This window comes from Streptomyces sp. NPDC087440 (genome assembly GCF_044744005.1).
Classification (GTDB): domain Bacteria; phylum Actinomycetota; class Actinomycetes; order Streptomycetales; family Streptomycetaceae; genus Streptomyces.
This window is the reverse complement of sequence record NZ_JBIUXN010000029.1, coordinates 51,064-64,624: the sequence shown is the minus strand read 5'-3', so window position 1 is coordinate 64,624 and position 13,561 is coordinate 51,064. Positions and strand designations below refer to the sequence as shown.

Genomic DNA, 13,561 nt, shown 5'->3' with positions numbered 1-13,561 from the left:
CGGCCACGCTCGGTCCATTGCCCCAGACCTGACAAGCCAGTCGGGTCCCGCGGGTTCTGGGTCCCCACCGAGTGGGCCGGCAGCAGTGGTGCCGGCTCTGGACAGGGGGGTCTCCGCTTGTGCGGCGGGGCCTGTCCAGCAGGTTGCGCGAACGCGTGGCCAGTGGTTGTCGCTCGGGGGTGATCGCCGGTGATTCGGACGGCACGGACGTGGCTTGCGCCGTGGTTCACGCCTGATGACGCGGGCGCCCGCACTCCGAGGACGTAGCACTTCTCCCATCCCAGGACGGGCCCCTCGCCCGCATCCGGAGATGTACGTCCGAGAAGGAGGAAAGTACATGAGCTCAGCAGTACGCGGTGGGACCAGATGGCGTCGCTTCGCCGTCGTCATGGTGCCGAGCGTCGCCGCGACCGCGGCGATAGGCGTGGCCATGGCCCAGGGCGCGCTGGCGGCTTCGTTCAGCGTCTCCGGTCAGGACTTCAAGGTCACGACCGACAAGCTCGACGGCACGGGCTTCGTGCAGTACGGCTCGATCGCCGAGGGCACCGACCTGAAGGGGAACCCGGCCCTTCACCCGGTCGCGGTCTCCGGCTTCAAGTCGGCCACCATCACGAACATGTGCCAGTCGGTCGTCACGCCCGACGTCCCGATCTTCGGCAGCATCAGCCTGATGCTGAAGGCCGGTACGGACGCGAACAAGCCGGTCGAGGCCAAGAACATCTACCTCGACGTCGCCGACCTCGACGCCGACGCGGAGTTCTCGAACATCGACATCGGCGTTGCCGCGGGCAAGGCCAACAAGGGTCCGGGCATTCAGCCGGGCACGAAGGCCAACCCCTTCGGCTTCGCGCAGCAGGCCGACAAGGCCGTGCTGACCAACGTGAAGCAGCGCGCCTGGGCGACCTCGGCGGGCACCTTCAAGCTCAGCGGTCTGAGCCTGCGCCTGCACAAGGGCGTCAAGGAGTGCTACTAAGCACTCCGTTGCGGGCGGGGTGCTAGCAACTGCCTCGCCCGGCAGCCGTGTTGAGCGGCCGCCGGGCGGGTGCGGGGCGCTCCGCCCGTTCCCCCTCCCTCATCTTCTGCACAGCAACACCGGTTCCAGGGAGCTGTTTTCATGAGCGCCGAGACCTCGGTTCCGAGCGAGAGCCGCGATGGCGAGAGCCGCGATTTCCACTACTGGCGGCTGCGCTTCCGCGCCTGGCGGAGTGTCCGGCCGTTCTGGGCGGGACTCCTCACCCTCCTCGGTGGCATCCCGATCATGTATTTCCCGTACAACGGGCTCAAGATGGGGGCGCTCACGCTCACCATCGCGACGACGGCGGGCGCAGGCTCGCTGATCATCGGCGTGCTGCTGGTCACGCTGGGCCTCACGATGTGGTTCCACTCCATCGTGAGGGTCTTCGCGGGTGTGGCCGCGATCCTGCTGGCCCTGGTCTCCATTCCGGTGTCGAACATCGGCGGCTTCCTCTTCGGCTTCCTGCTCGCCATGGTGGGCGGCGCGATGTCGATCGCGTGGGCCCCGGCGAAGGAAGCGGCGGCTCCGGCCCCGGTCGAGGCCTCCGGCAGGGGCTCGGCCGCTTCCGGCCCGGCCGCTTCGGGCGCGCCGTTCGCGGGCGGGCTCTTCGACGGTACGCAGCCGGGCCCGGCCGGTCCCGAGGCCCCCGCCGAGCAGACGATGGCCCTGACGCAGGTGCCGCCGCAGGCGGAGCCCGTACCGCATGCGCAGCGGCCCGCTCAGCCGTCCGCCCAGCCGTCCGTACAGCCCAAGGCGAACCTCACGAAGTCCCCGGGGGCCGGACCGGACACGACCACGACCGACGCCGATGGCAGGAGGAACAGTGCGGGGTGACGAGGCCCAGGTGACCGCGGGCGGGGGAGCGGGGGCCCGGGGTAGAAGCGGGCCGCGTCACGCGGCCCCCAAGAAGTCGCTGCTGACCAAGTTCCACATGCCGGCCGGAAAGGCGCTCGCCCTCGCGGCGATGCCCACGGCGGTGTTCGTCGGGATGAGCCTCACGCCGAAGCTGGCGATGGCCGCCGAGGAGCCGGGCAACCCGTTCGCGCCCGGGCCGTGCGTGACGCAGCCGGACGAGGCGGGCAAGGACGCCGAGAAGCCCGACAAGGACGGCGACGGCAAGCCGGACGCGGAGAAGGACGACCCCGCGAAGGACGGCTCCGGCAAGGACGACTCCGGCAAGGGCACGGACGGCAAGGACAAGGGCGACAAGGACAAGGACGAGACGGGCAAGCCCGACCCGGCCGGCCCCGACGCCACGAAGCCGGACAAGACCCCCGCCCCGGACGGGACGAAGCCCCCGGCGGAGACCCCTGCGCCGGAGAAGAAGGCCCCCGAGGTCCCCGCGACCACTCCCGCGCCCGCCGAGACGGAGACGAAGAACCCCCTCGACCCGCTCGGCGTGGGCCCCGCCATCAAGGACTTCTTCGAGGGCCTGGGCGGCAAGAAGAAGGAGGAGGCCGCTCCTCCGGCCGCGGACCCGGCGAAGCCGGACGCCCCCGACGCGAAGAACGACGCGAAGAAGCCCGACGCGGACGCGGACAAGGGCACGGCGGACGACACCAAGCCCGCCAAGAAGGCCGACCAGCCGGACCCGAAGGACGACTCCAAGGACTCCAAGGACTCCAAGGACCCCAAGGACTCCAAGGCGGAGAAGGACGCCGACGAGGCCAAGGAAGCCAAGGACGCCAAGGACAAGCTGGACAAGATCGCCAAGGAGGCCAAGGAGAAGGCGGACGCCACCGCGGCCAAGACCGAGAAGGCCATCAAGGCCGCCGCCGAGAAGCTGGGCATCAAGGTCGAGGACTTCGACAAGGACGGCGACGGCAAGCCCGACCTCGTCCCCAACGAAGACGGCCAGATCCCCTTCCCCTGCCCCGTCGCGGACCCGGACGCCCTGGCCAACGCCAAGCTGGAGCCGGGCATCCCGGACCTGCCGGACGACCCCTGGATCCTGGAAACCTCGATGCTCACCCTGCGCGGACTCAACTACGCGGGCGTCGTCGAGGTCCGCACGGCAGGCGGCAAGATCAAGAAGGTCCTGAAGTTCACCGCGAAGGAAACGGACATCAAGGACCTGCACCAGACGACGGTCGGCCCGGGTGGCACCACGGGCCACGTCCAGGCGCGCAAGGGCTCCACCTCCACCCTCCGCCAGGGCACCGTCACGATGTACACGGAGGAGCTGAAGGGCAACCTCTTCGGCCTCATCCCGGTCACCTTCAGCCCGCAGACCCCGCCCCCGCTGAACGTCCCCATCGCGATGTTCACCAAGGTCAAGGTCACCCAGGCCGGCCAGTTCGGCGGCACCCTGACCGTCCCGGGCCTGCACAACTACTTCACCGGCCCGGGCACGGGCAACGCGGCCGCCAACTAGCGGCTGCGACGAGGGCGGGCCCGGGGTTCTCAAGGAACCCCGGGCCCGCCCTCCTGCATGTCCTGCGGCTCAGGCAGTCGCCTCTTCGCCGCCCAGGTGGTGCACCCGGACCATGTTCGTGGTGCCGGGGATGCCGGGGGGCGAACCGGCGGTGATGATCATGGTGTCGCCGTTGTTGTAGCGCTGGAGCTTCAGCAGCTCGGCGTCGACCAGGTCGACCATCGCGTCCGTGTTGTGGACGTGGGGGACCACGAAGGACTCGACGCCCCAGCTGAGGGCCAGCTGGTTGCGGGTGCCCTCGTCGGTGGTGAAGGCGAGGATCGGCTGGGCCGCGCGGTAGCGGGACAGGCGGCGGGCCGTGTCGCCGGACTGGGTGAAGGCGACCAGGGCCTTGCCGTCCAGGAAGTCCGCGATCTCGCACGCGGCGCGGGCGACGGAACCGCCCTGGGTGCGCGGCTTCTTGCCGGGGACCAGGGGCTGGAGGCCCTTGGAGAGCAGCTCCTCCTCGGCCGCGACGACGATCTTCGACATCGTCTTGACGGTCTCGATCGGGTACGCACCGACCGAGGACTCGGCGGACAGCATGACCGCGTCCGCACCGTCGAGGATCGCGTTGGCGACGTCGGACGCCTCGGCGCGGGTCGGGCGGGAGTTGGTGATCATCGACTCCATCATCTGGGTCGCGACGATCACCGGCTTGGCGTTGCGGCGGCACAGCTCCACCAGGCGCTTCTGCACCATCGGGACCTTTTCGAGCGGGTACTCGACGGCCAGGTCACCGCGCGCGACCATCACACCGTCGAACGCCATGACGACGCCCTCCATGTGCTCCACGGCCTGCGGCTTCTCCACCTTGGCGATGACGGGGACCCGGCGGCCCTCCTCGTCCATCACCTTGTGGACGTCCTTGACGTCGTCGGCGTCGCGGACGAAGGAGAGGGCGACCAGGTCGCAGCCCATGCGCAGCGCGAAGCGGAGGTCCTCGACGTCCTTCTCGGAGAGGGCCGGGACGTTCACCGCCGCGCCGGGCAGGTTGATGCCCTTGTGGTCGGAGATGACACCGCCCTCGATGACGATCGTCTTCACGCGGGGGCCCTCGACCGAGACGACCTTCAGCTCGACGTTGCCGTCGTTGATGAGGATCGGGTCGCCCTTCTGGACGTCGCCCGGCAGGCCCTTGTACGTGGTGCCGCAGATGGACTTGTCGCCCGGGACGTCCTCGGCGGTGATGGTGAACTCGTCACCGCGCACCAGCTCGACGGGGCCCTCGGCGAACTTCGCCAGGCGGATCTTCGGACCCTGGAGGTCGGCGAGCACGCCCACCGCGCGGCCGGTCTCGGCGGCGGCCTTGCGGACGCGGTCGTACCGGCCCTGGTGCTCCTCGTGGGTGCCGTGGCTGAAGTTGAATCGGGCCACGCTCATGCCGGCTTCGATCAGAGCGACGAGCTGCTCGTGAGAGTCGACGGCGGGGCCAAGGGTGCAGACGATTTTGGAACGGCGCATAAGACGATCCTATCGGTTTGTTTCGCTGCGGAATATTCCGTCTGGCGGAATGTACAAATGGGCGCGGTCGCGCTCAGACGGGCTGTTCGGTCGGCTCGGGATTACTTGCTGACCAGGTCGTAGACCTGGGTCGCGATTTCCAGTTCTTCGTCGGTCGGTACAACGGCCACGGCGACCCGGGCGTATTCCGGCGAAATCAGCCGCGGTTCGTCGGAACGTACGGAATTGAGGTCCGCGTCCACCGCGAGGCCCAGCTCCTCCAGGCCCGCCACGGCCGCCTCGCGCACCGGGGCGGCGTTCTCGCCGACGCCCGCCGTGAAGGCCACCGCGTCCACCTTGCCGAGCACGGCACTGTAGGCGCCGATGTACTTCTTCAGCCGGTGGATGTAGATCTCGAAGGCGAGTTCGGCCTGCTTGTCGCCCTCGTCGATACGGCGGCGGATTTCCCGCATGTCGTTGTCGCCGCAGAGTCCGACGAGCCCGCTCTTCTTGTTGAGGAGCGTGTCGATTTCGTCCGTCGACATTCCCGCCACCCGCTCCAGGTGGAAGATCACCGCCGGGTCGAGGTCGCCGGAACGGGTGCCCATCACGAGGCCTTCGAGCGGGGTGAGCCCCATCGACGTGTCGACGCAGCGGCCGCCCGCGACGGCGGAGGCGGAGGCGCCGTTGCCGAGGTGCAGGACGATCACGTTGACCTCGGACGGGTCCTTGCCGAGCAGCGCGGCCGTCTTGCGGGAGACGTAGGCGTGCGAGGTGCCGTGGAAGCCGTAGCGGCGGATGCGGTGCGCGTCGGCGGTCTCGACGTCGATCGCGTACCGGGCCGCGTACTCCGGCATCGTCGTGTGGAACGCGGTGTCGAAGACCGCGACCTGGGGGAGGTCGGGGCGCAGCGCCTGGGCGGTCTTGATGCCGGTGATGTTGGCGGGGTTGTGCAGCGGCGCGACCGGGACCAGGCGCTCGATCTCCGCCATGACCTCGTCGGTGATGACGGTCGGCGCGGAGAACTTCAGACCGCCGTGCACGACCCGGTGGCCGATCGCGGCCAGCTCGGGGGAGTCCAGGCCGATGCCGTCGGCGGCCAGCTCCAGGGCGACGGCCTGGAGGGCCTCGGCGTGGTCGGCGAATCGGGTCTCCTGGACGCGCTTCTTACCGGCCCGCTCGCCGAGGAGGGGGGTGTGGGCGAGGGCGGAGGTGTCCTCGCCGATCTTCTCGACGAGGCCGACGGCGAGGCGGGACTGGTCGCGCATGTCGAGGAGCTGGTACTTGACGGAGGAGGAGCCGGAGTTGAGGACGAGGATGCGGGTGGGGGTGGGGGTCACGGGGTGCGCCTTCTTGTACGAGTACGAGTAGGGGGTTCGGCGGTACGGGGCGGCTTGGCGGGGTCGTCGGTGCGGGGCGAGCGGGCGGGGCGGGGGCCACCGGGCGGGGCCGGTGTCGGGCGGGCCGCCCCCTTGCCCGCCCGTCCCGCCCCCGGGGGGCGGCCCCGCCGCCCAAGGGGGCGGGGGAGAGGGAGGGGCGGAGCCCAAGGGGGCTGGGGGAGGGGGAAGGGTGCGGCCCCGTCACCCGGGAGGGCGGCTGCGGAAGGCCGGGCTGGGGGGTGGGACCCCATAAGGCCTAGGAGGGGTGGCCCTGGGCTTGGATGGCGGTGATGGCGACCGTGTTGACGATGTCCTGGACCAGTGCCCCGCGCGAGAGGTCGTTGACCGGCTTGCGGAGGCCCTGGAGGACCGGGCCGACCGCCACGGCGCCCGCCGAGCGCTGGACGGCCTTGTAGGTGTTGTTGCCGGTGTTGAGGTCCGGGAAGATCAGCACGCTGGCCTGGCCCGCGACCTCGGAGCCCGGCAGCTTCGTCGCGGCCACCGAGGGCTCGACGGCCGCGTCGTACTGGATCGGGCCCTCGACGAGCAGGTCCGGGCGCGAGGAGCGCACCAGCTCGGTCGCCTCGCGGACCTTGTCGACGTCCGCGCCCGCGCCCGAGGTGCCGGTCGAGTAGGACAGCATCGCCATCCGCGGCTCGACGCCGAACTGGGCGGCGGTCCCGGCCGACTGGATCGCGATGTCGGCGAGCTGCACGGCGTTCGGGTCCGGGTTCACGGCGCAGTCTCCGTACACCAGGACCTTGTCCGCCAGGCACATGAAGAAGACCGAGGAGACGATCTTCGCGTCCGGCTTGGTCTTGATGATCTCGAAGGCCGGGCGGATGGTGGCGGCCGTGGAGTGCACCGAGCCGGACACCATGCCGTCGGCCAGGCCCTCCTGGACCATCAGGGTGCCGAAGTAGTTCACGTCGGCGACCACGTCGTGGGCCAGCTCCACGGTGACGCCCTTGTGGGCGCGCATCTGGGCGTAGCGCTCGGCGAAGCGCTGGCGCAGCTCGGAGGTGGTGGGGTCGATGAGCTGGGTGGCGGCCAGGTCGATGCCCAGGTCGGCGGCCTTCTTGCGGATGGTGTCGACGTCGCCCAGCAGGGTCAGGTCGCACACGTCGCGGCGCAGGAGGACGTCTGCGGCGCGCAGCACGCGCTCCTCGGTGCCCTCGGGGAGGACCACGCGGCGGCGGTCGGCGCGGGCCTGCTCCAGCAGCTCGTGCTCGAACATCATCGGGGTGACCCGGCCGCTGCGGGCCACCGAGACCCGGGCCAGCAGATCGGCGGTGTCGACGTGCCGCTCGAACAGGCCGAGCGCGGTCTCCGCCTTGCGCGGGGTGGCCGCGTTCAGCTTGCCCTCCAGCGCGAAGAGCTCACCGGCGGTCGGGAAGGACCCGCCGTCCACCGAGATCACCGGGGTGCCGGGCGCCAGCCGCGAGGCCAGCGTGAGGACCTCAGGACCCGGCCGCTCGCCCAGCGTCAGCAGCACGCCCGCGATCGGCGGCGTACCGGCACTGTGCGCGGCCAGCGAGCCGACGACCAGGTCGGAGCGGTCGCCGGGGGCCACGACCAGGCAGCCGGGGGTGAGGGCGTTCAGGAAGTTCGGCAGCATCGCGCCGCCGAAGACGAAGTCCAGGGCGTCACGGGCGAGGCCCGCGTCGTCGCCCAGGAGAACCGTTCCGCCGAGCGCCTGGGTGATCTGCGCGACCGTCGGCGCGGCCAGCGCGGGCTCGTCGGGCAGGACGTACGCGGGCACCGGCAGGCGGCTGCCGAGGCGCTCGGCGATCTCGGCGCGGTCCGCCGGGACCACCCGGTTGACGACCATCGCCAGGACGTCGCAGCCCAGGCCGTCGTACGCCCGGTAGGCGTTGCGGGCCTCCGCGCGCACCGACTCGGCGGTCTGCTTGCGGCCGCCGACCACGGGTATGACCGAGGCCCCGAACTCGTTCGCCAGGCGCGCGTTCAGCGCCAGCTCGTCCGGGAGCTGGGTGTCGGCGAAGTCCGTACCGAGGACGAGCACGACCTCGTACCCGCGAGCGGCCTTGTGGAAGCGGTCCACCAGCTGGGAGACCAGTTCGTCGGTGCCCTTCTCGGCCTGCAGCGCGGACGCCTCGCGGTAGTCCATGCCGTACACCGTCGCCGGGTCCTGGGACAGCCGGTAACGGGCACGCAGCAGGTCGAAGAGTCGGTCGGGGCCGTCGTGCACCAGCGGGCGGAAAACGCCCACCCGGTCCACCTGGCGGGTCAGGAGTTCCATGACTCCCAGCTCGACGACCTGGCGGCCGTCCCCCCGGTCGATGCCGGTCACGTACACGCTGCGCGTCACGCGTGCTCTCCGTCTCGTCGTCGGTCAGGCGCTGTCGCCAGGCAACTTTGCCTATTTTGTGCGGTTAGGGTGGCCTTGCACCCTTGACAATACCTTTGGGGCTGGATAGGGCGCCCGCCGGAAGAAGTACCCGCCGGACAGGGGACGAAGGCCCCTCTGTCCCGCTTGTACCGGAGTATCCGAAAGCGCGCGGCCTGTTCCGGCCGTGGAACAATCGGAACCTGGCTCACAAGTACCACCAAGAGCAGGAGACACAGCACGATGCGTATCGGAGTTCTCACCGCAGGCGGCGACTGTCCCGGGCTGAACGCAGTGATCCGGTCGGTCGTGCACCGTGCCGTCGCCGGTCACAACGACGAGGTCATCGGGTTCGAGGACGGCTTCAAGGGCCTCCTCGACGGTCACTACCGCCCCCTCGACCTCAACGCGGTCAGCGGCATCCTCCCGCGCGGCGGCACCATCCTCGGCTCGGCCCGCCTGGAGCGCGACCGCCTGCGCGAGGCCGCCGAGAACTGCGCCGAGCTCACCGCCAAGTACGGCATCGACGCACTCATCCCGATCGGCGGCGAGGGCACCCTGACCGCCGCCCGGATGCTCTCCGACGCCGGAATGCCGGTCGTGGGCGTGCCCAAGACCATCGACAACGACATCAACGGCACCGACCGCACCTTCGGCTTCGACACCGCCGTGGGCGTGGCCACCGAGGCCATAGACCGCCTCAAGACCACCGCCGAGTCGCACCAGCGCGTCATGGTCGTCGAGGTCATGGGCCGCCACGCGGGCTGGATCGCCCTGGAGTCCGGCATGGCCGGCGGCGCGCACGGCATCTGCCTGCCCGAGCGCCCCTTCGAGGTCGACTCGCTGGTCAAGATGGTCGAGGAGCGCTTCGCGCGCGGCAAGAAGTTCGCCGTCATCTGCGTCGCGGAGGGCGCGCGTCCGGCCGAGGGCACCATGCCGTACGAGAAGGGCATCATCGACCAGTTCGGTCACGAGCGCTTCACCGGCATCGGCACCCGTCTGGCCGTCGAGCTGGAGGCCCGGCTCGGCAAGGAGGCGCGACCGGTCATTCTCGGCCACGTCCAGCGCGGCGGCACGCCCACCGCGTACGACCGCGTCCTCGCGACCCGCTTCGGCTGGCACGCGGTCGAGGCGGCGCACGCCGGGCACTTCGGCAAGATGACCGCGCTGCGTGGCACGAGCATCCAGATGGTTCCGCTGGCCGAGGGCGTGTCCGAGCTGAAGACGGTCCCCGAGGACCGCATGTTCGAGGCCGAGTCGGTCTTCTAGCCCCTGCCGGTACGCCTGGCGCCAACCGCGCGAAACGGCCCCCGTCGTCTCCCCTGTGGACGACCGGGGCCGTTCCGCGCTCCCCCGGAGTTGGCGCTACCCACTCTTGAGTTGTGCGGGCGGATCAACAAGGCTTCAGCCTGTCCGGGACATGTCCCAACTCCCTTTCCACGGCCCTCCGGACGCAGGTCAGGCGAGGGGACAGGAGTTTTCCGGATGCCGGAGCCCGATCCGCGCGGCGCGCTCACCCCCGCGGAGTTCGTCTCGCTGCTGCACGCGCTGAAGGAGTGGTCGGGTCTCACCTACCGCGAACTCACCGCCCGCGCCGAGGCCGAGGGCGACGTCCTGCCCCGCTCCACGGTCGCCAACATGCTGTCCCGCGCGACGGTCCCGCGCGAGGAACTGGTGGCGGCGTACGCCCGGGCGTGCGGGTGCCCTCCCGCGTCCGTCGCGGAATGGCTTTCGGTACGGAAGGAACTGGCGGTACGGGGGAGGCGCGCGCCGGAAGCCGGCCTGCCGGCGGAAGCGGGTCCTCCGGCGGAGTCGAGCCCCCGGGCAGACTCCCCGGCAGCATCGAGTCCGCCGACGGAAGCGGAAGCTCCGGAAGGCGCGCGGAATGTGACGGAATCAGAAGTTCCGGCGCCCTCGCCGGTGGCCGGTTCGGGCCCTGTGGCACTGCCGGACCCACCCCCGACGGCCCTGCCGCACCCGGCCGTTCAGCCTCCCGCCGACGGGCCGGAAGCCACCGGTTCGCGACGCATGTCGAGGGCCAAGGTCCTGGTGTTCGGCCTCGCCCTCGCGGTGGTCGCGGCGACGGTCGCCTGGGTGGTGCGGGGCCCGGCCGAGGCCCCCGGCGGTGTGCCCGCCGCCCCCTCGCCCGGCGAACGCACCCTGCGCGCCGCGCACTCCGGGCTGTGTCTGGGGGAGCGCCCGGAGACCAGGACCGGCAAGGTCTACCAACGCCCCTGCGAAGACAGGCTGCCGCAGTATTCCCTGGTCAGGATGGGTGAACGGGACTGGCGCGTGGCCTCCTGGCACCCGGAGTTCGAGGACGGGTGCATGGGCGTGCACTGGGCCTGGAAGAAGAAGGGCGCCTGGCTGGAGGACGACTCCTGCCAGAACCGCGATCCGGGCGCCGAGACGTTCCGCTTCGAGCCGGTGGGCACGCCGGTCGAGGGCTACCGGATGCGGGTGATGCACACCGAGATGTGCATCACGGTGCCGGGAGCCTCGCGGGCGGAGTGGACCGCCCTCCAGCAGCAGCCGTGCACGGAGGACGCGGCGGGCCAGCTCTTCCGCTTCGACGCCGTCTAGGGGTCAGGACCGCTGGACCCGCTCCCAGAAGTGCGCCACGATCCCCTCCAGGAACTCCCGCCCGGCGGCGCCGTCGCCCGCGTCGCCCACGCCGCCGCCCCAGCCCAGGGTCGCGACCATGCGGGACTGGTAGTCGGCGTGCAGGCGCGGCAGGGCGTCCTCGATCGTGGCGCGCTCCACCGGCAGCAGTTTGGCCAGTGGTTTGACGTACGCCTGCCAGCGCGTGGTGACCGCGCTGCGCAGCAGGTCCGCCAGCTCCCCGTCGCGCCCGGCGGCCGTGACGAACTGGGCGGGGGAGAGGCCGAGGGCGGCGACGAGCGCGGCGGACTGCCGCTCGGTGCCGCGCCACCGCCCGCTCTCCTCCATCTTCAGATACGCGTCCATGCCGAGCCCGACCCTGCGCGCCAGGTCGGCGGGGGCGACACCGCGCACGGTGCGGTGCTCGCGCAGGGTGCGGGCGGCGTAGAGGAGTTCGGCGGGATCGCACCACAACACCCCGGCCAGCGCGGCCACTTCACGGCTGTCGGGGGCCCGCAGCCCCCGCTCCCAGGCGGTGACCAAATCCGGCCCCACGTCCAGCCCGTACTGCGCGCGCAGCCCGTACGCGACATGCCCGGGCAGCATCCCGAGTGCCTCCCTCAGCCGCCGGGCGGCCGCGGTGTCGAACGGGGGGACGTCGGAGGGCGGGACGTCTGACGGCGGGGTGGGGTGCACGGGCACACGGTAAGGAGGGGAGGCGGGAGTTGGCTACGGTGCGTTCGGCCAACGTCACGGCTCGTAGGAACATCCAGGGTGGTCCCGGGGTGTACGAAATCGTCAATCTGTGAACTCTACGACCGTAAGGGTGTGTTGGCGCCTCCGGTGGTGCATAGTCGCGGGACCCACCCCCACGTGGGCGAAACCGGTGAGGACGAGGAGGGCCCTGTGGCCGCAGCGGAGACGGGAGCGGGGCAGCCGACGCCCGCGCCGAAGAGGCCGGACCGGTCGCACTACCTCTACCTGGCGGTGATCGTCGCGGTCGCCCTCGGCATCACGGTCGGATTCCTGGCCCCGGGCGTGGCCAAGGACCTGAAGCCGATCGGCACCGGGTTCGTGAACCTGATCAAGATGCTGATCTCGCCGATCATCTTCTGCACGATCGTGCTGGGCATCGGTTCGGTGCGCAAGGCCGCCAAGGTCGGTGCGGTGGGCGGGCTCGCGCTCGGCTACTTCATGGTGATGTCGACCGTCGCGCTCGCCATCGGCCTGCTCGTCGGCAACCTGATCCATCCGGGTACGGACCTGGACCTGGACGCGCACAAGGGCGAGGGCGCGAAGCAGGCGCAGGGGGCGAGCGAGGGGACGGCCGACTTCCTGCTGGGGATCATCCCGAAGACGCTGGTGTCCGCCTTCACCGAGGGCTCCGTGCTCCAGACCCTCTTCGTCGCGCTGCTGGTGGGCTTCGCGCTCCAGGCGATGGGGCGGGCGGGCGAGCCGGTGCTGCGCGGCATCGGGCACATCCAGCGGCTCGTGTTCCGCATCCTCGCGATGGTGATGTGGGCGGCTCCGGTGGGGGCGTTCGGGGCCATCGCGGCGGTGGTCGGCGAGACCGGCGGCAAGGCGCTGACCGCGCTCGCGACCATCATGATCGCCTTCTACATCACGTGCGTGCTCTTTGTGTTCGTCGTGCTCGGCGCGATCCTGAAGCTCTTCACCGGGATGAACATCTTCCGGCTGCTGCGCTACCTCGGCCGGGAGTTCCTGCTGATCCTCTCGACGTCGTCCTCGGAGACGGCGCTGCCGAGGCTCATCGCGAAGATGGAGCATCTGGGGGTCAGCAAGCCGGTCGTGGGCATCACCGTCCCGACGGGGTACTCCTTCAACCTGGACGGCACGGCCATCTACCTGACCATGGCCTCGCTCTTCATCGCGAACGCGCTCGGGGACCCGCTGAACATCGGCGAACAGATCGCCCTCCTCGGCTTCATGATCATCGCCTCGAAGGGGGCGGCGGGGGTGACGGGGGCGGGAATCGCGACGCTGGCGGGCGGCCTGCAGTCCCACCGTCCCGAACTGGTCGACGGGGTCGGGCTGATCGTCGGCATCGACCGCTTCATGAGCGAGGCGCGGGCGCTGACGAACTTCGCGGGGAACGCGGTGGCGACGGTGCTGGTGGGGACGTGGACGAAGGAGATCGACCGGGAGCGGGTGGAGCAGGTGCTGGCGGGGCGGGTGCCCTTCGACGAGCAGACGCTGCTGGACGACGGTCACGGGGCTGCGCCGGAGGCCGAACCCTCCGAGGCGGGCCCTTCCTTGACCAAGTAGGTACGTCGCCGGGGGCGTGGTGCGGTGCTCCGGTGCCGGTGCTGGGGGCGTGGTGTGGTGCTCCGGTGTCGGGG

The 13,561-nt window shown here is 70.8% G+C and carries 9 protein-coding genes and 1 pseudogene; 6 read left to right on the top strand and 4 right to left on the bottom strand.

From position 1 onward, the window contains the following. Positions 1–337 precede the first annotated feature (337 nt). The 3 genes and pseudogenes from ACIO3O_RS38310 to ACIO3O_RS38300 all read left to right on the top strand — a co-directional run bounded on the left by ACIO3O_RS38310 (position 338) and on the right by ACIO3O_RS38300 (position 3,389). Positions 338–973 (top strand): DUF6230 family protein, encoded by a 636-nt coding sequence (locus tag ACIO3O_RS38310; RefSeq protein WP_401754081.1) that lies wholly within the window; start codon positions 338–340, stop codon positions 971–973. A gap of 141 nt (positions 974–1,114) precedes the next feature. Further along, positions 1,115–1,666: pseudogene (locus tag ACIO3O_RS38305) on the top strand (DUF6114 domain-containing protein); the annotation flags it as partial. A gap of 172 nt (positions 1,667–1,838) precedes the next feature. Beyond that, positions 1,839–3,389 carry a hypothetical protein gene (locus ACIO3O_RS38300; RefSeq protein ID WP_401754079.1) on the top strand — a complete coding sequence of 517 codons (1,551 nt, stop codon included), beginning with the start codon at positions 1,839–1,841 and terminating at the stop codon, positions 3,387–3,389. Between the two features lie 69 nt (positions 3,390–3,458). Here ACIO3O_RS38300 and pyk read toward each other — a convergent pair whose 3' ends face one another. The 3 genes from pyk to pta all read right to left on the bottom strand — a co-directional run bounded on the left by pyk (position 3,459) and on the right by pta (position 8,582). Beyond that, positions 3,459–4,892 carry a pyruvate kinase gene (pyk, locus tag ACIO3O_RS38295; RefSeq protein WP_401754077.1) on the bottom strand — a complete coding sequence of 478 codons (1,434 nt, stop codon included), beginning with the start codon at positions 4,890–4,892 and terminating at the stop codon, positions 3,459–3,461. Between the two features lie 101 nt (positions 4,893–4,993). Continuing rightward, positions 4,994–6,211, bottom strand: coding sequence for an acetate kinase (locus ACIO3O_RS38290; RefSeq protein ID WP_401754075.1), 1,218 nt, complete (start codon positions 6,209–6,211; stop codon positions 4,994–4,996). A gap of 295 nt (positions 6,212–6,506) precedes the next feature. After that, positions 6,507–8,582, bottom strand: coding sequence for a phosphate acetyltransferase (pta, locus tag ACIO3O_RS38285; protein ID WP_401754072.1), 2,076 nt, complete (start codon positions 8,580–8,582; stop codon positions 6,507–6,509). A 261-nt stretch (positions 8,583–8,843) separates the two neighbouring features. Here pta and ACIO3O_RS38280 point away from each other — a divergent pair, with 261 nt between their 5' ends. Then, positions 8,844–9,869, top strand: a complete 1,026-nt coding sequence (locus ACIO3O_RS38280; protein WP_401754069.1) for an ATP-dependent 6-phosphofructokinase — start codon at positions 8,844–8,846, stop codon at positions 9,867–9,869. A gap of 216 nt (positions 9,870–10,085) precedes the next feature. Further along, a complete protein-coding gene (locus tag ACIO3O_RS38275; RefSeq protein WP_401754066.1) occupies positions 10,086–11,183 on the top strand; it encodes a helix-turn-helix domain-containing protein in 1,098 nt (365 codons plus the stop codon). A 3-nt stretch (positions 11,184–11,186) separates the two neighbouring features. On the opposite strand, the gene ACIO3O_RS38270 is transcribed toward ACIO3O_RS38275, so the two are convergent. After that, positions 11,187–11,903, bottom strand: coding sequence for a helix-turn-helix domain-containing protein (locus ACIO3O_RS38270; RefSeq protein ID WP_401754063.1), 717 nt, complete (start codon positions 11,901–11,903; stop codon positions 11,187–11,189). Positions 11,904–12,107: 204 nt separating this feature from the next. Here ACIO3O_RS38270 and ACIO3O_RS38265 point away from each other — a divergent pair, with 204 nt between their 5' ends. Beyond that, on the top strand, positions 12,108–13,487 hold the full coding sequence (locus ACIO3O_RS38265) for a cation:dicarboxylate symporter family transporter (RefSeq protein WP_401754061.1): 1,380 nt from the start codon (positions 12,108–12,110) through the stop codon (positions 13,485–13,487). The last annotated feature ends 74 nt before the right edge of the window (positions 13,488–13,561 follow it).